The sequence below is a fragment of the Rhodococcus sp. MPR-R1B genome, from assembly GCF_058793255.1.
In genome coordinates this window covers 146,637-164,225 of the sequence record NZ_JBXAFO010000006.1, presented here as the reverse complement: position 1 = coordinate 164,225, position 17,589 = coordinate 146,637, and the positions used below count along the sequence as shown (strand labels likewise).

15 protein-coding genes, 1 tRNA gene and 1 pseudogene are annotated in these 17,589 nt (G+C 61.4%); 7 read left to right on the top strand and 10 right to left on the bottom strand.

From position 1 onward, the window contains the following. Positions 1-41: 41 nt before the first annotated feature. The 7 genes and pseudogenes from AC1Q61_RS11145 to AC1Q61_RS11115 form a co-directional block, all read right to left on the bottom strand. On the bottom strand, positions 42-392 hold the full coding sequence (locus AC1Q61_RS11145; RefSeq protein ID WP_003945214.1) for a hypothetical protein: 351 nt from the start codon (positions 390-392) through the stop codon (positions 42-44). A gap of 52 nt (positions 393-444) precedes the next feature. After that, positions 445-1,008, bottom strand: coding sequence for a mismatch-specific DNA-glycosylase (locus tag AC1Q61_RS11140; protein ID WP_003945221.1), 564 nt, complete (start codon positions 1,006-1,008; stop codon positions 445-447). 20 nt (positions 1,009-1,028) lie between these two features. After that, positions 1,029-2,357: a WS/DGAT domain-containing protein gene (locus AC1Q61_RS11135; protein ID WP_030536239.1), complete on the bottom strand. Its 1,329-nt coding sequence runs from the start codon at positions 2,355-2,357 to the stop codon at positions 1,029-1,031. Positions 2,358-2,389: 32 nt separating this feature from the next. Beyond that, a complete protein-coding gene (locus AC1Q61_RS11130) occupies positions 2,390-2,866 on the bottom strand; it encodes an SRPBCC family protein (protein ID WP_003945238.1) in 477 nt (158 codons plus the stop codon). Positions 2,867-2,941: 75 nt separating this feature from the next. Then, positions 2,942-3,285 (bottom strand): annotated as a pseudogene (locus tag AC1Q61_RS11125) (VOC family protein). A gap of 17 nt (positions 3,286-3,302) precedes the next feature. Continuing rightward, positions 3,303-3,689: a phage holin family protein gene (locus AC1Q61_RS11120; RefSeq protein ID WP_003945275.1), complete on the bottom strand. Its 387-nt coding sequence runs from the start codon at positions 3,687-3,689 to the stop codon at positions 3,303-3,305. Positions 3,690-3,729: 40 nt separating this feature from the next. After that, a complete protein-coding gene (locus AC1Q61_RS11115) occupies positions 3,730-4,695 on the bottom strand; it encodes an L-lactate dehydrogenase (protein WP_037132004.1) in 966 nt (321 codons plus the stop codon). Positions 4,696-4,802: 107 nt separating this feature from the next. Between AC1Q61_RS11115 and AC1Q61_RS11110 the strand changes: the two genes are divergently transcribed. Further along, complete coding sequence (locus AC1Q61_RS11110) at positions 4,803-5,645, top strand: PE-PPE domain-containing protein (RefSeq protein WP_042921041.1); 843 nt, start codon at positions 4,803-4,805, stop codon at positions 5,643-5,645. A 62-nt stretch (positions 5,646-5,707) separates the two neighbouring features. Next, the gene (locus tag AC1Q61_RS11105; protein WP_172827019.1) at positions 5,708-6,805 is read left to right on the top strand and encodes a glycerophosphodiester phosphodiesterase family protein; all 1,098 of its coding nucleotides are present in this window, start codon (positions 5,708-5,710) and stop codon (positions 6,803-6,805) included. Between the two features lie 296 nt (positions 6,806-7,101). Here the strand turns inward: AC1Q61_RS11105 and AC1Q61_RS11100 are convergent. Further along, positions 7,102-7,177 (bottom strand) — tRNA-His (locus tag AC1Q61_RS11100). 188 nt (positions 7,178-7,365) lie between these two features. On the opposite strand from AC1Q61_RS11100, the gene AC1Q61_RS11095 reads away from it, so the two are divergent. Together AC1Q61_RS11095 and AC1Q61_RS11090 are read left to right on the top strand one after the other, a co-directional pair. Beyond that, the gene (locus AC1Q61_RS11095; protein ID WP_042920844.1) at positions 7,366-8,334 is read left to right on the top strand and encodes a pseudouridine synthase; all 969 of its coding nucleotides are present in this window, start codon (positions 7,366-7,368) and stop codon (positions 8,332-8,334) included. A gap of 636 nt (positions 8,335-8,970) precedes the next feature. Beyond that, positions 8,971-10,926: a hypothetical protein gene (locus AC1Q61_RS11090; RefSeq protein WP_308251931.1), complete on the top strand. Its 1,956-nt coding sequence runs from the start codon at positions 8,971-8,973 to the stop codon at positions 10,924-10,926. A gap of 716 nt (positions 10,927-11,642) precedes the next feature. Here AC1Q61_RS11090 and ychF read toward each other — a convergent pair. Both ychF and AC1Q61_RS11080 read right to left on the bottom strand, forming a co-directional pair. Next, positions 11,643-12,722 carry a redox-regulated ATPase YchF gene (gene ychF, locus AC1Q61_RS11085; RefSeq protein WP_042920847.1) on the bottom strand — a complete coding sequence of 360 codons (1,080 nt, stop codon included), beginning with the start codon at positions 12,720-12,722 and terminating at the stop codon, positions 11,643-11,645. A gap of 70 nt (positions 12,723-12,792) precedes the next feature. After that, on the bottom strand, positions 12,793-13,311 hold the full coding sequence (locus tag AC1Q61_RS11080) for a CD225/dispanin family protein (RefSeq protein ID WP_371683539.1): 519 nt from the start codon (positions 13,309-13,311) through the stop codon (positions 12,793-12,795). Between the two features lie 92 nt (positions 13,312-13,403). Here AC1Q61_RS11080 and AC1Q61_RS11075 point away from each other — a divergent pair, with 92 nt between their 5' ends. The 3 genes from AC1Q61_RS11075 (at position 13,404) to AC1Q61_RS11065 (ending at position 17,588) form a co-directional block, all read left to right on the top strand. Next, the gene (locus AC1Q61_RS11075) at positions 13,404-14,981 is read left to right on the top strand and encodes an FMN-binding glutamate synthase family protein (protein WP_037132028.1); all 1,578 of its coding nucleotides are present in this window, start codon (positions 13,404-13,406) and stop codon (positions 14,979-14,981) included. A 112-nt stretch (positions 14,982-15,093) separates the two neighbouring features. Further along, positions 15,094-17,376, top strand: a complete 2,283-nt coding sequence (locus AC1Q61_RS11070) for a carbon starvation CstA family protein (RefSeq protein WP_007726338.1) — start codon at positions 15,094-15,096, stop codon at positions 17,374-17,376. Positions 17,377-17,378: 2 nt separating this feature from the next. Next, positions 17,379-17,588 carry a YbdD/YjiX family protein gene (locus AC1Q61_RS11065; RefSeq protein ID WP_083291716.1) on the top strand — a complete coding sequence of 70 codons (210 nt, stop codon included), beginning with the start codon at positions 17,379-17,381 and terminating at the stop codon, positions 17,586-17,588. The last annotated feature ends 1 nt before the right edge of the window (position 17,589 follow it).

Below are 17,589 nucleotides of genomic sequence, written 5' to 3'. Positions count from 1 at the left end.
CCCCGGCGAGTTTCGATCGCCGGGGCTCTTTTGTGTCTTTGTCAGGTCCAGAGCGCGGCCACGAAGACGGTCACGATCGACAACCCGCCGACGACGTGTACCAGATTCGGATTGGGCTGGCCCTTCTTCTGCTTCGCCCGGGTGATCTCGGCAAGCGCCACGATGACCAGCGAAAGCACCAGCTTCACAGCGATCTTCGCGTGAATGTAGTTCTTGTCCAGGGCGCCTTCGCCCAACCCGACGATGATCAGGCCGGACACGAACTGCATCCTGGCACCCCACACCATGACCTCGGTGATCGAAGGAGCCTTGAGGACGGTGAAGTAGCTACCGACCAGGGCAGCCATGCCGAGTAGGTGAATCACTACAAAGACGTTGTATAGAACAGACATACAAGCACTTTAACTTGTACCTTGTTCTGGCCGAACGGAACTGCGACTTCTCTCAGAGAATTCCGGCTTCGGATGCGGCGGAACGATATTTCGCTGCCAAGGTGTCCACCGTCTCGTGTGCGTTGAGACCACTGGGATTGGGCACGATCCACAGTTTTGCCCCCTCGAAATCACGGTCCTGACGCCCGGCCTTCGCCTTCTTGTCACCGAAAGCTGTTCGATAGGCGGTGATCCCGGCGAAGGCAACGACTACTGGATTGGTTGCGCGCACGATGTTTCGGACCCGAACTCCGCCAGTTGCGAGTTCCTCCGACGTCAATTCATCGGCGCGCGCAGTTGCCCGCACCGCCAAATTGGTGATGCCCACTCCCCGATCGATCAGATGCTGTGTGTCAGCGTCCGACATACCCGCGGAAGGATCGATCGCATGCTCGATTATGCCTGCCCGCAGCAGTGCCGGATAGAACCGATTACCCGGTCTGGCGAAATGCGCGCCGGTCGCCGCCGTCCACAGTCCCGGATTGATACCGACGAACAACAGCCGGCAATCCGGCCCGATCAGATCCTCGATCTCGGCGTCTCGGAACGATTCCAGTTCGGCGCGCGTGAATCCCATGCAGCCAGTACATCAGGCCGTCACGACAGCGCTTCGCGCACCTCGTCGATCGCGTCGTGCATCATCTGCTCGTACACATCGATGTCCGGAATCGAGGCCGGACTGCTGGTGATGCTGATCGTCACAGTGTCCCCGATCCCGTGTACGCCGTGGGTCAACGACATGACCGGCGACAAACTCGGGAAGCCCGCTGTGAACCGAACGACGCCGCCTCCGAGCACCAGATCCGCGTCACCGCGCGCGACACTCGACACCACGGTGTTTCCAGTGACCTCGTCGGGTACTGCCGTGAAATCGTATTGCTGCACGCCCCAACGGACCAGCGGGCCGGGAACCGCGTTCAGCGCGAGATCCGACGCTGCGCTGGATGGATGGGACGCACGTGCGCGACGCTCGTCCATCGACTCCCTGATCAATTGGGCTCGCTCACGAAGATCATCGACTTCCGGGAACAGCCCGACACCTGCATTGCGGAAGTGATTGCGCGCCGTGGGTGTACCTGCCTTGGCGATGGTCACCTCAGCTCCCAATTCGGGCGGTACCGAGCCGTCTCGCTCGGTGAGGTAGTTCGCCATCGCTACCGAGATGGCTGTCATCGCTCCGACTGTGACGGATACGCCGTCGCCACGGAAATCTGCGCTGTCCCGCACGACCATGCGCACCAGTCGGTGCGGTCCGGGAGGGATGTTCGAGCGCACCTTCGGACGGCTCGCCGCCTGCGGCGCAACAACTCCCGATTCGGTGTCCGCCTGCAGCTGTAACTGCGCGCGGTGCCCCGCCCGGCCGTCGCGGAACAGCGAAACAAGTTGGCCCGGAAGGCGCAGGGCGGCGCGGCCCAGAATCTCGGCTGATCCGCTACGCCGCACGTCCGTCTTCTGCTTCGCGGGCGGTTGCGGCGAGAACAGTTGGCGAGCAATCGCCGACGCGCGTTTGCCGTCCGCCAGAGAATGAGCGACCTGCAGAACTGCGATCAGCGCCGGGCCACTGCAGCGCGGCACGCCGGTGACGCCGTGAAACAGGTGCAGCGTCCACGGGGACTCGCGCGGGTCGACGTGGTTCTCGAGTAGTTTCTCGATTCCGTGAATGCACGAGAGCCACGAGTTTTCGGGCAGCTCATGCACTCTCACCAAGGAGGCGTCGACCGGCATGGGCTCCCACACCGGATAGTCGAGGTGCCACGGTGATTCACGAATCCGAACATTGAGATCCGGAATGAGCGACGCTCTTTCCACCACCGAGCGTCGTAGCTCGTCCATGTGCTGGCTCTGCCCGTCGAAACAGTAGAGCAGCAGCTGATCGTTCGGGATCTTCTCCGAAATCCAGAAGGTTTGGGCATCGGTGGGCGTCATCCGTAACACCGGGAGACGGTACCACCGGCTTGTCAGCTCTTTTCTGCAGCAGCTTTCAGCTGGGACAGGCCCTTCTCGAAATCCTTTCCGACAAGCTTGTCCATGCTGAAGATGAAACCGAAGATCTTGAAGAACAGATTCTTCTTTCCGGTCATCTTCCACGTCACCTGAACTTCACCGGAATTCGGCGAGATGAGAAACGTGGTGACGTTCTGCGCCTTGAACGGCTTGAGGAAGGCCAGGTCCAAAACTACTCGTTCATTCGGGACGGATTCGGTGATCACCATCGAACCGGAGCCCGCCTTCTTGTTTCCCGCCCAGGCGTACGAAGCCCCGACGCCCGCGTCAGGACCCGCGTACGTACGCTGCATCGCCGGGTCGAGACCTTCCCACGGCGACCACTGAGTCCACTGATGGAAATCGTTGATCAACGCGAAGACGACCGGTGCTTCTGCCTTGACGATCGTCGTACGTTCTACCAGGAATTCGTCGGAATTCTGCGAAGCCATCGTCGATCTCCAATTCTCGGGCGTGACAAGTGTTCGGAATTATCCACGGTCGACGAGATCGGAGCGAGTCGACACTCAGTCCCGCAGGCACAGGCAGAAAAAGTGACCGACCGGGTCGCGGTACACGCGGAAAGTCTGATGTTCCGGAATGTCGGTCACCCGCTGCGCACCCAGGCTGATCACCCAAGCCTCGGCGGGTTCAAGAGAATCCACGAACAGATCCAGATGGATCCCGACACCGGAGGTCGGCCAGTCCACCGGAACAAAATCCGGAGCGAGCTGAAATGCGAGCCGCCCCCGCCGGGCCCTTCGATCACGTGCCAATCATCCTCGTCGCGAACACTTTTCCACTCGAGGACCTGGACGTAGAAGTTGGCCAATGCAGCCGGATCCGGGCAGTCCAGGACTGCGTAGTCCATACCGATGTTCGGGCGCGTCACTGTGCCTTCTTCTCCTGAACTTTCTTACGCACGAACAACAACGGAAGAACCAACGTCGCAACGGCGGTTACCAGCCACACGACGACGGTTCCCAGAATCCACGTCGAGACACCGGAGATCGACAGATTGGAGAAGAGCGACGCCACCAACAGCGCGACAAATGTCGACACCAATCCGATTCCGCCGAGAAATGCCGGTGCATGGCGCTTTGCCACCGTGGCGATGAACGGCGCCAGGACCGACTGCGCAATCGCAAAGATCACGACCGCAACGATGAATCCGGATGTGGGCGCCGAGAAGCCCGAAAGAATCAACGACGCAACTAGAAGCCCGACAGCGGCAGAACCCAGGAAGATCGCGGCGCGAATCAGGAAGCTGATCATTTGTTGATCCTATATGTCGGATATCGAGGAGAACAGATATTCACAATCCCAGAGATTCCTGCACCTCTCGCAATGTCCGGGCAGAAGATCGGAGCCCCGAAGCCTCTCTTTCCGATAGCGGTACTTCGAGGACTCGGCCGGCACCAGCACGACCAACCATCGTGGGAAGGGACAGGCAAACGTGCTCGAGTCCGTGGACGCCGCTCTGCAAAGTCGACACCGGCAGAACCCGTTGTTCGTCCCGCAACACGACTTCCGCGATGAATGCGCTCGACAATCCGATGGCGAGGTTGGTCGCACCCTTACCCTCGATGATCTCGTAAGCACTCTCGACTACAGACTTCGCTACTTTCGCGCGTAGGTCGGGGCCGAGGACGCCACCCGACGGTCCCACGAACGAGGTTGCCGGCACTCCGCCGATGGTTGCGCTCGACCAGAGCGGAATCTCGGAATCCCCGTGCTCGCCCACGATGAAGGCATGAACGTTCTCCACCGCGACTCCGAGTTCGGTAGCCAGCAGGAATCGCAATCGGGCCGTGTCCAGCACGGTCCCAGATCCGAAAATTCGGCCGCGGTACGACGGTCCCGCAGCCTGGATCGCTGCGTAGGTCGCCACGTCGACCGGGTTGGTGACGAAGAGAAGGACCGCGTCCGGTGACACCGCCAACAGTTGTTCGGTCAGTGTCTGCGCGATCTTGACGTTCACCGCGGCAAGTTCGAGCCGCGACTGACCGGGATGCTGTTTGGCGCCCGCGGTGACGACGACCAAGTCGGATCCCGCGGTGACCGAGATGTCATCGCCTCCGTCGACAGTGCACGGCGGTGTGAACTGGGTGCCGTGGTTGAGATCGAGAACTTCGGCCCGGACCTTTGCGCTGTTGGTGTCGTAGAGGGCGAGCGCGTCGGCCGATCCGCGTATCAGGCACGCATACGCAATTGCGGTGCCGACGCTTCCCGCACCGACAACGGACACTTTTCGCCTGGATGAACGATTCGGCGTCGTCATGGGTAAATGGTGCTCGTTCCATAACGATTTCGCAGCACAACGGATTGCCAGTCTCTTCTCAGGGTTTGGATGCCGACCTCTCAGAATCGACATGGATCATCGCTGGCATGGCTGAGGTAACCGTTCTTGCAGTTGGCGGCACCGGCGAATCCCACGTCGGCGACGACGGCACCCGTGTGCGCGGACTCCTCAGTGCCGTCACCGACGAACTCGACAGTCGATTCGATTCTCGCTGGGTCGCTTATCCCGCATCGTACGGTCCGGTCGCCGACGGTGGCCTGAGCTTTCGGCACAGCACCGCGATGGGTGTGAAGGCCCTCACCGCCGAAATCGCACAGACAGACGGCCCGGTCATGCTGATCGGATACTCACAGGGATGCACCGTGATCCGCTCGGCTCTTCCGACGCTGAACCGCGCCAACATCATCGGAGTCGGACTGATCTCCGATCCTCAACAACCGGCAGGCGTGATCGAAGGTTGTGAGGGACACGGAGTTGCCGGCGACGGACCCGAGATCCAGCCGTGGATTCCGGTCAAGTGGATCGGGCACCCGCAGGACATGATCTGTAATGCCAGCGACGACAGCTACATTCGCGACATCGCAGACTTGACGCGCTGGATGTCCTTCTCGCAGGCACGCGTGTGGGCAGGAAAGGTTTGGGAACTACTTCGTAGCAATGCTTTCCAGAATGCGCAGAAGACTCGTTTCAGTCCGAAACAGTGGCGTACCGATCTACGACGTATTCGCACCGCGTTCCTCGAAGTACTTGGTTACCTGCCGACGAAGTTGAACCTGAACCGATTTCAGCTCAAGAACCCTCGCGGCGGTAGACACATCAGCTACGCGATCGAACCTCTCGACGAGAGCGGACTGACCGGGTGTGAGCTTCTGGCGTCGTGGATGAAGGTCCACGCGAGCGGCGTCGGGCAGCGCATTCACGCGGCCTGACCTTTACCGTTAGTTTACCTAACGAACCCCGGCGAGCCATTCGACGCCTCTACGTTCCTTTCATGCAACTGAGCAGAATATTGTCGTGTGCCGCCGTGACCGTCGCACTCCCCCTCACCGCCCTGGCGGCCCCGGCCGGCGCATCGCCAACCGGCAGTCTCGACTGGTCCGGTTCGTTCGGTAGTTCAGCACCCCAGCCGGTTTCGACGTTCGACGTCCAAGCCCACCGCGGCGGGCTCGGCCTGTACACGGAAAGCAGCCTGGCCGCGTTCGCGAATGCCCTCGAAATGGGCGTCAGCACACTGGAACTCGATACCCAGATCACCGAGGACGGGATCGCTGTCGTCACGCACGATCGTAAGATCTCGAACAAGAAATGCCTCGACACCGAGCCCGCAACTGCGGGTGACCCGGAGTTCCCGTACGTCGGCAAATTCGTCAACACGCTGAGCCTGCAGCAGATCAAGACCATGGACTGCGGCACTCTCCCCCTTGCCGGATACCCTGAACAGCAGAATGTTCCGGGAGCGAAAATGCAGACGCTCGAAGAAGTGCTTGCCCTGGTGAAGTCGTACAACGCACCCGGAATCAAGCTCAACATCGAGACCAAGGTGGAAGCGGGAGCGCCTCACGAGACCGCCCCGCGTGAGCAGTTCGTCTCTGTAGTCCTCGATACGATCCGGGCAGCCGGATTGTTGGACAGCGTCACCATTCAGAGCTTCGACTGGGGCTCGCTCATGCTCACCCGTCAACTCGCGCCGAGTGTCCCCGTCGTTGCGCTCACAAACGGCGACTTTCTCCAGGTAGGCAAGGACGGAGCGTCACCGTGGCTCGGCGGTCTGGACATCGATGATTTCGGTGGCGACGGCATCGCGGCGGTAGCAACCTTTGGTGCCTCCGCCTACTCCCCCGTCCAAGGAACTCCGCAGGGCGGAAAGGTCGGGGATCCCGGTTTCACCCTCTATCCGACAGCCGACATGATCGCGAGCGCACATGCGCGTGGCATGAAGGTCATCCCGTGGACCGTCGATGATCCCGCCACCATGCACGCCCTGATCGACCTCGGTGTCGACGGGATCATCACCGACTACCCCGATCGTCTCCGAGCCGTTCTGGCCGAGCGAGGCATGCCACTACCTGCACCTGCGGTCAAGAAGTAGCCTCCACCGCGCACCGAAGCAGGTACCTGAACAGGTACTACGGCCGATGTCCCCGGGGTCCCGTCGGCCGCATCCTGGACAGGTACTTGCTCGGGTGATCGGAGGTGAATTCTGATGATGTCTTTGAAGGATCAGTTGGACAACTGCGAATACCTACTTGCCGACGCGGAAATGGCCGGCGACTGGAATGCTGTCCGGCGATTCAGGGAATACCGGCTCAGGCTCGTTCGACAACTGTGCAGGCAAAGGGCCGCCGGCCTCTGCGCCTAGAGGCCCGACCTCAACCGTATCTGAGCTGGTCCCTCTGGGCGGTTACGATCCGCCGTCGCCCGAGTCACAGTCGGGTGCTCTCACCAATTGAGCTACAGAAGGTATGGCCCGCAGTGCTTTTCGACTGCGATCTTTCTCTGCCGAACCATACGGGCCCGCATCTCGTCCGCGCTACTGATTTTCGAGTAGACGATCTACACCGACCACCGCTGTGAGTTCGGTTTCCGCGTCCCCGCGGGGACGTCCCCGTCGAGGCCACACCGAATCACCGCTGACCAGTAGTCGATGGGATGATGACCCGCGTGTCCATGTCCCCACCGCTGCCCGTCAAGAACGGGGTTGGCCCGACGCGCCTACGCATCCCGCTCTCGGGGCCGTGGGCGACGATCGCCGAGTACGTCGTGGCCAAGTTCGACCATCTGGACGCCGAGAACCTGTATCGGCGGTTCGACGACGGCGAGTTCGTGGGTATCGACGGCCAGTCGCTCTGCCGGAGCACAGAACTCAGTGCGCACCGGTTCGTCTGGTACTACCGCGAGTTGCCGGCGGAGGACCCGGTGCCGTTCCACGAGGAGATCCTGCACACCGACGACGATCTCGTCGTCATTGACAAGCCACATTTTCTCCCGACCACTCCGAGCGGGCGATACCTGCGTGAGTCGGCGCTCATCCGCCTGCGGGTTCGTCTCGACAACCCAGATCTGACCCCGATCCATCGACTCGACCGCGGCACCGCAGGGGTGGTGATGTTCTCGGCCCGCCCCGCGACGCGCGGCGCGTATCAGTCACTGTTCGAGAAGCGTCAGGTCACGAAGGTCTACGAGGCGGTGTCGGCGCGACCCACCCGGCGGGGCCAGGATTCACCAGCGCTCGACGTCCCTCTCGTTTACCGCAACCACATCGAAGCTCGACGCGGCGAGTTGCGAGTCGTCGTCGACGACAGCCGTGAACCCAACTCCGAGACCATGATCGAGGCGCGAGGGATGGGCGTGAGCGCCTCCGGACGTACAGTGCTGCATACGGTTCTGCGTCCGCGGTCCGGACGGATGCACCAGTTGCGGGTGCATTTGGCAGCTCTCGGCGCCGGGATCCTGGGCGACCGGCGATACCCCGACCTACTTCCCGACGCGCCGGACGATCATTCTCTCCCACTCCAATTGCTCGCGAGGGAACTCGAATTCACCGACCCGTTGTCGGGGAGAGCGCGGCGGTTCGTCACCCGTCGGACGCTCAGCGAGATGCCCGAGTCTGACGGCTAAAGCGTCCGTCTGCCGCCTGTGCCCTCAGGCACCTGGAGACCGTCACTGGCCTGGCACCAGGCGAAGTCACGGTGGTGGACCGGCGGCGACCACACCGTCCTCGTGAAAGACGCTGGGAGATCCCGCGACGGCCGGACTGCTCGAGATTCTCTCGGAGCATGCGGGGGCGATCATCGCCCCGATTAATCAAACGGCGTGGTTGTTCCTGGTGTGAACGTGCACCTCAGCCTCTCCCGACGCCGACGGCAAACCCCGCAGAGCCGCAGAACCCGCGGAACCGCGGAACCGCGGATGACTTGTTCCGGACTCTGCGGGTACTGCTGCGGACGGACGATGAATAGGCCGCTGACCAGTGTCCTTAAATATTGAATCGGAACGCCAGTACGTTCCGGCACACATAGGCATCTGCCGGCGACGAATCACGTGGACGCGGCTCATGAGGCACTCCAGGGGTGATCAGTTCGACGTCGGCGCACACGGAGAAGTCTTTGTTGTTGCGGGAAGTGCACCGTTGTTGCGGGAAGTGCACGCAACCCGAGCGGTCTGGTCGGGCCAGCCTTCGCAGGCCCTGTTCTGTCGCACCAACCCGTCATAATGACGTTGTTCGGGCTGCGCGAGGTGAAGTGAGGTCAGCAGGTGAGCGAAGTGGACGCAACCGCGCGTCGGGTTCGGTTCTATGGCGTACATGACATGGCAGCAGGTTGGCACGTCCCGCGCGTCGCAGAGCTTGCTGAGGGGTTCGACCCTAAGAGTGTCCCCACGAGCACTGAGGACATGCTTGAGCTCCACAACGTTCAGCAGTATCTCGAACATGGTTTCTTGCCGAACGCCTACTCCGAGGAACAGCGCAACCAAGCTAAGGCACTGATTCCTCAGATCCACAGTGCGGTGGCGCGGTACTTTTCGTCGGTCGACAACACGAACTTCGCAGCCACAGTGGCTGGTGTCGGCCACGACTATCACGGGGATCTTCTGCACTTGCTCGGCCGGAACAAGGCCTTCGAACGTTGCGACAGCGCGACGGTCCTTCCCGCGCTCTCCGCGGCAGGTGTGCACCTAGGGGAATTGCTCGCGAGCAAGAAGCTTGTGCAGGCCTATGACGCCGAGATACGGGATGAGTTGCGTGCTTCCTCTCGTGGTGCTGAGCATTTGGTTCGAAAGTACCTGCAGGACGATGTGAAAGGAGAGATACATCTTCCACCGAGCTTCACTCAAGTCGACGCTCGCGAACTGCTGGAGGGCTACGTCGACAGCGAGGACGCTAACCCCAACTACGTTGGGCTGATTGCGACTGCCAAGGAGTGTTCTCTGTCCGGAATCGACGCCAAGCTCAAGCTGCGTGCGAAGCGACGCTCCGACGAGATAAGCGCGAACTTCTTCAACGAGAACCAGGGCTTCAAGACTGGATGTGAGGTGGGCATCTCCGAAACCCAAGATGATCCAGTTGTGTTCGAATTGGACACCTCGGAGGAGTTGGTCTGCCGGTACATATACAGCGGTCGGTGGCTGGAAGAAAGCAGCGACAACCCCGGTATCCTCAACAACTTTCTGCACCTCTTCGAGTTCGCTGACCTTCAAGCGCTGCTGCTCCTTCCGTCCTACCCGGCGTATTTAGGCGTCATGGAACGGTTCATGGGGGCCACAGGAAAGAACGAGTACAAGATCGGCGCAGCCTTTCGAGCCATCGACATGAGCACCCTGCTCCAGACGCGCCTCTACCACTGCTTCCTAGAGTCGAAGGACATCGACCTGGAGCAGGTCATCTCTTGGTTCTTCGAGGAGTACCTCGTTAAGGAATTCGGCGCCTCAAACTTCTCGTTCACCCCGTCAGACAGGGGGTCGTCATACCTCCAGAAGGTGAGGCACCTTTTCGCCGAGATGGAAAGCGTCGCAAATCAATTCACCCTGTTCGCCAGAGACGGCGAACTCGACCGCGATCTGCTCGCCATGGGATCTGAGCAGGTCAAATACAAGGAGATACCAAGCCTCCTCGACGGTAAGTACGTCTGCTCATCCGAAAGTGAGGAAATTGCTGGCATCCTCCACCACCTGTTCTCCGACCAATCGAGGCTCCACTACATCAATGAGTCCCTGAACGCGGACAACGCAGCAACGCTTCTTCTGGAGAACCAGATTGCGTACGACGACTTCGAGGACTACCAGAAGCCAACCGTCGACCACCTGATCAAACTGGGAGTTCTTGAAGATACTGGAGCGCGAGTTCAGCTCGCGAACTCGGAGCAGTACCTCATCCTCAAAGCACTGTTCGCCACTCAAGCAGCTAGCTACTATCACCTCTCAGATGCCGGGCGGGCGACGGCAGACGACATGGTGACGAAGGGCTGGACAACGCGCTCCTCCTCGTTGCTGACAGATGCGGAAGGGAAGTACTTCAACTACTTCCTCAACGGGGTGGACTTCAGCAACGGACCTCAGCTGCGAAACAAGTACCTTCACGGGGCACAAGCCGGTATGGATGGCGACGATGCACACTTCAGGACTTACATCACCGCGCTACGACTGACCGTGGCACTGGTCATCAAGATAAACGACGACTTCTGTCTCGCAGCGCCCGAGGATGACGATGGCTAAGAATCACTGCTCTCACGTCCTGGCTCTGCGTACATTCGCATGGCTTCGCAATGTCGCAGCAGGCAACGAGGTGGGAGCTAGCAGCAAAGCCGAACCGCATGATCTCCCAGACCTTGTGCCCTGCGTTCCAACTATCTGGACCCCTGGAACGAACTAGATACCCCGCGAAAGTCAGTCCCCAGCGCGTCAACGATTCTAGCCACGTCCGCTGCGGGCGCTGCGCGATGGAAGTGAATGCTCCCGGCAGCGCTTTCGCGACTCGGAGCCTGCGAGTGCGAAGAGCCCAAGCGCCCGCTCGGAGCTCAGAAGTACGCTGGCTGACAGACCCCGTCAGCCCGAGCCTGTGTAGATGGCGCGAAAGGACTGACTACGCGGAGCTTTCGCCTCTTTCGCTCCCCACGAATTCGACTGTGAGAGCTGCGAACTCACGCGCGGAGGAGTCGATGCCTCGGAAGTAGTCGACATTCTCACGGGCGCCGCTTCGTTGACGCTCGCGAAGAGAAAGTTTAGGAACAGAAACCTGCTCCGTGTGTGAGGAACAGAGCGGCCTCGTATCGCTGCCACAGGGGCCACGCCACCAAAGCAGCACCTCAGACCAATGAAGCACTAGATCGCCTTCGCCTGAAAGCTCGGGTGAGACGCCGGAGGGCAATTGTGCAGCCGCGAGGACAGTTCTCCCTGCGGCTGCACAATTGCCCTGCAGCAGTACCGCGGATTTAGACGTTGAAGCGGAACTCCACCACATCGCCGTCGGCCATGACGTATTCCTTGCCCTCCATGCGGACCTTGCCGGCAGCCTTGGCCGCGGCCATGGAACCGGCCTCGACGAGGTCGTCGAAGGACACGATTTCAGCCTTGATGAAGCCGCGCTCGAAGTCGGTGTGAATGACGCCGGCAGCCTGGGGCGCGGTGTCACCCTTGTGGATCGTCCAGGCGCGAGCTTCCTTCGGACCAGCCGTCAGGTAGGTCTGCAGTCCGAGGGTGTGGAAGCCGGTGCGCGCGAGAGCGTGCAGGCCCGGCTCGGTCTGACCGATCGAGTCGAGCATTTCCTGGCGGTCTTCCTCGTCCAGCTCGAGGAGTTCCTGCTCGACCTTCGCGTCGAGGAACACGGCGTCGGCCGGAGCGACGGAAGCGCGCAGGTCCGCGATCTTCGCCTCGTCGGTGAGCACAGACTCGTCGGCGTTGAAGACGTACAGGAAGGGCTTGGTGGTGAGCAGGCTCAGTTCACGCAGCAGCGAGAAGTCGAGCCTGTCCTTGACGCTGAAGAGCGTCGTGCCCTCGTTGAGGAAGGCCTGAGCCTTGAGCGCCTCGTCGTGGGCCGGCTTGAGCTCCTTGTTCTTGCGAGCTTCCTTGTCCAGACGCGGGAGAGCCTTCTCCAAGGTCTGCATGTCGGCGATCACGAGCTCGGTCTCGATGACCTCGATGTCCGAGGCCGGGTCGACCTTGCCGTCGACGTGGATGACGTCGTCGTCGGCGAAGACGCGAACTACCTGGCAGATGGCGTCCGCTTCACGGATGTTGGCCAGGAACTTGTTACCCAGGCCGGCGCCCTCGGACGCTCCCTTGACGATGCCGGCGATGTCGACGAACGACACGGTCGCGGGGAGGATGCGCTCGGAGCCGAAGATCTCGGCGAGCTTCTGCAGCCGCGGATCGGGCAGCTCGACCAGACCGACGTTGGGTTCGATGGTCGCGAACGGGTAGTTCGCTGCCAACACGTCGTTGTTGGTCAGTGCATTGAAAAGGGTGGACTTGCCGACGTTGGGCAGTCCGACGATTCCGAGGGTAAGGCTCACGGTCTGTGGATTCTACGGCCTCGCGGCGACGTGACGGGTACTCGCCCCACCGTCACGTCGCGGCAGGTGATCAGTTGTAGGTATACGAATCGACGGACGACACGATCGCAACCAGGAAGATCACGTAGAACGCGATGAACAGCACCCAGCAGATGACGGCTATCAGGAGCGAAATCTGCCCGAGCTTCTTCACCCGCTCGGACGCGTACTGCGCGCCCTGGTGATCGCCCATCGCCCACTTCGGGTAGATGTCGTGGAGATGGTTGAACGCGGCGAACGCGATAGGCCAGAAGAAGATGATCGACGCGACGGCCCATCCCGCGTTGGACTTCGGCGGACCGTACTGAGGCGCCGCGTACGTGGGAGCAGCGCTGTACTGCTGGGCTGCGCTGTACTGCTGACCGGTCGGATACTGCTGTCCGGCTGAGTACTGCGGGTCGGTCGGGTACTGCTGACCCGTCGGATATTCCTGGCCTGCTGAATATTGCTGACCGGCTGAATACTGCTGGCCTGCCGGATACTGCTGCTCCTTCGGATACTGTTGCTCCTTCGGATCCTGCGGGTCGGTCGGATATTGCGGTTCGGTCATCATTCCCCCAAAGAGTCGGATTCGGTTCTCTATCGCAGAACCTAGTGGAGACTTACCGCTGCCGTGTCACAGTGAGCGCCTACGCTCTCGAGGTGACTCGGATGCTGATCGTGCTCTTGATATGGATAGTGGGTCTCGGCACCGCCGCGCTCGCAATTGTCGCCTCGCCCGGATGGTGGGTGATCGCTGTCGTCACACTCGCGCTGGCGGCCATGGGCACCTACGACCTCACTCAGAAGTCCCACAGCATCCTCCGTAACTATCCGGTCCTGGGGCACGCGCGATTCCTCCTCGAGAAGATTCGACCGGAGATCCAGCAGTACTTCGTCGAATCATCCACCGATGGAATGCCATTCGATCGCGAAACGCGAGATCTGGTTTACGAGCGGGCAAAGGGAACACTGGCGGAAGAGCCCTTCGGGACCGAGCGCGACGTCAATGCGATCGGCTACGAGTTCATGACGCATTCGATTCGCGCACGGACCGCCCCCGACACCGTTCCGCGAGTTCGCCTCGGCGGACGCGATTGCACGAAGCCGTACGACATCGCTCTCCTGAACGTCTCCGCGATGAGCTTTGGGTCGTTGTCCGCCAACGCAATCGAGGCCCTCAACGCCGGCGCCGCCAAAGGCGGTTTCGCTCACGACACCGGTGAAGGCGCGATCAGTCCGTATCACCGCAAACACGGCGGCGATCTGATCTGGGAAATCGCTTCGGGATACTTCGGATGCCGGACCGAGGACGGCCGATTCGATCCTGACCGTTTTGCCGAGCGCGCAGGCTCCGACCAGGTGAAGGCCATTTCGATCAAGCTCTCGCAAGGTGCGAAACCCGGGTTGGGTGGCGTGCTTCCCGGAGTCAAGGTCTCCCCCGAAATCGCCGAAACCCGCGGGGTACCCGTCGGCCAGACTGTGATTTCGCCACCCGCGCACACCGCGTTCAGCACCCCGGTCGAACTGGTCGATTTCATCGCGACCCTGCGAAAACTGTCGGGAGGCAAGCCGGTCGGGATGAAACTGTGTGTCGGCTCGCGTCGTGAATTCCTCGGAATCTGCAAGGCGATGATCGAACGCGGCATCACGCCCGACTTCATCATCGTGGACGGTTCCGAAGGCGGCACCGGCGCAGGTCCGGTGGAGTTCGAGGACCACATGGGCATGCCGTTGACCGAGGGCCTGATGCTGGTGCACAACGCTCTGGTGGGAACTGGTTTGCGCCCTCTCGTGAAAGTCGGCGCTTCCGGAAAGGTGGCGAGCGGTTCCGACATCGTCAAACGCATCATCCAGGGCGCAGACTTCACGATGGCGGCCCGCGCAATGATGTTCGCAGTGGGCTGTATTCAGGCCCAGATGTGCCACACCAACCGCTGCCCGGTCGGCGTTGCCACTCAGGATCCGGCACGCACCCGCGCACTCGACATCCCCGACAAGAGCGAGCGCGTCTACCGCTTCCAGAAGGCAACTGTCGCCAGCGCACAACAGATGATCGCGTCGATGGGCATCGATTCCTTCGACCAACTGCAACCGGGAATGCTCAACCGCCGCGTCGACGGTCTCACCACTCGCACCTATGCCGACCTGTTCGACTGGCTGATGCCGGGCGAACTGCTCGACTCCCCGCCGCAGAGCTGGCTCACCGATTGGATCGACGCCGACGCTCACCGATTCTGACGTCGGTCGACTCCCGCGTTTCAGATCGCGCGGATTCACCCTTCTGGTCCTACAGTGACAGATGGCCCGCTGTGACGGCGGCCACACGTGCACTAGTGGACGGAGTTCGACGATGAGCTTGACGACTGCGCCGGAACCAAATGTCGAGTACCTGAAAACCGATCCTGACCTGCCACCTGTCGGCGTCATCGACAAAACACCCATCTCCACGACTGCGCGCGTCGTCTTCCTTGTTCTCGGACTGGTCGGCGCGGGCGCCTGGTACATGATTGCGATCGTCCGCGGTGAACACATCAGCGCTGTGTGGTTCGTGTTGGCCGCAATCTGTACCTATCTGATCGCCTACCGCTTCTATGCGCGGTTGATCGAACGCAAGATCGTCAAGCCTCGCGACGACGTCGCCACTCCCGCCGAGATCATGGAGAACGGCGCCGACTACATGCCGACCGACCGTCGGGTGCTGTTCGGTCACCACTTCGCGGCAATTGCCGGTGCCGGCCCCCTGGTCGGACCCGTGTTGGCCGCGCAGATGGGATATCTTCCGGGAACGATCTGGATCATCGTCGGCGTCGTGTTCGCCGGGGCGGTGCAGGACTTCATGGTCCTGTGGATCTCGTCGAAGCGCCGCGGGCGCAGCCTCGGTCAGATGGCCCGCGAAGAACTCGGCCTTGTCGGCGGCGTCGCCGCACTGATCGGCGTGTTCGTCATCATGATCATCCTCATCGCGGTGCTCGGACTTGTGGTCGTCAATGCGCTCGCCGAGTCCCCGTGGGGAGTGTTCTCGATCGCGATGACCATCCCCATCGCGCTGTTCATGGGCGTGTACCTGCGGTATCTGCGGCCGGGCAAGGTTTCCGAGGTCTCCCTGATCGGCGTCGTCCTGCTTCTCCTGGCCATCGTCTCCGGCGGATGGGTTGCCGATACCGGTTGGGGCGCAGACTGGTTCACACTCTCGAAGGTCACCATCGCGTGGCTGATGATCGCGTACGGATTCGCCGCATCGGTGCTGCCAGTCTGGCTGCTCCTGGCACCGCGCGACTACCTGTCGACGTTCATGAAGGTCGGCACCATCGCGCTGCTGGCCATCGGAATTCTGGTCGCACGACCCGCTCTGAACATGCCGGCAGTGACGCCATTCGCCTCCAACGGCGAAGGCCCGGCCTTTGCCGGTTCACTGTTCCCGTTCCTGTTCATCACCATTGCCTGTGGCGCACTCTCGGGCTTCCACGCACTGATCGCGTCCGGTACGACGCCAAAGCTGCTCGAGAAGGAAAGCCAGACCAAGATGATCGGGTACGGCGGCATGCTGACCGAATCGTTTGTCGCGATCATGGCTCTGGTCACCGCCTGCATCCTCGATCAGCACCTGTACTTCGCACTCAACGCTCCCGCGGCACTGACCGGTGGAACACCGGAAACCGCAGCCGAATACGTCAACAATCTGCCCCTCGGCACTGCCCCCATCACACCGGACGTGCTGACTCAGGCAGCCGAGGCCGTCGGCGAAGAATCGATCATCTCGCGAACCGGCGGCGCCCCGACGCTCGCGTTCGGAATGTCCGAAGTGCTCAGCGACGTCTTCGGCGGCGACTCGCTGAAATCGTTCTGGTACCACTTCGCGATCATGTTCGAGGCGCTCTTCATCCTCACCACGATCGATGCCGGCACCCGCGTCGCTCGATTCATGCTCTCCGACTCGCTCGGCAACTTCGGCGGTCCGGCGAAGAAGTTCAAGGACCCGTCGTGGCGCATCGGCGCGTGGCTGTGCTCGCTGATCGTCGTCGCTGCCTGGGGCGCGATTCTGCTCATGGGTGTCACCGATCCGCTGGGCGGAATCAACACACTCTTCCCGCTCTTCGGCATCGCCAACCAGCTACTCGCCGCGATCGCACTGACGGTGGTCATGACGATCGTCATGAAGAAGGGCCTGTTCAAATGGGCCTGGATTCCCGGCGTGCCGCTGGTGTGGGACCTGGTCGTAACCATGACCGCGTCGTACCAGAAGATCTTCTCCGACAACCCCGCGATCGGGTACTGGGCTCAGCACAACGTGTTCAAGGACGCGAAGGCTGCCGGCGAGACGGCGCACGGTTCCGCGAAGACTCCGGAGGCCATCGATGCCGTCATTCGCAACACCTTCATCCAGGGCACGTTGTCGATCATCTTCGCGTCACTGGTGATCGTCGTGGTCATCGCCGGGATCATCGTATGTGCCAAGGCAATCCGAGCGGGCGGGCTGCCGACCACCGAGTCCCCGGAAGAACCGTCGAAAATCTTCGGACCCGCCAGCTTCATTCCGACGCCCGCGGAGAAGGAAATCCAGAAAGAATGGGACGAGCTGATCAAAGCCGGGAAAGTCCGGGCGCCCGGCGCCGCACACGGAGGTGGGCACTGACCATGACGACGGCGACCATGACGGCAAAACTCACCACAGCGTTCCGCGGAACGCTGTGGTGGGTTCGCTCGGTGATGGGTGATCTCGACTATCAGCGCTACGTCGAGCACACCCGACGCCACCACGCCGACTCACCGGTGATCAGCGAACGAGAGTTCTGGCGCCGCCGTCACGCAGCAACCGACGCCAACCCAGGCGCCCGCTGCTGCTGAA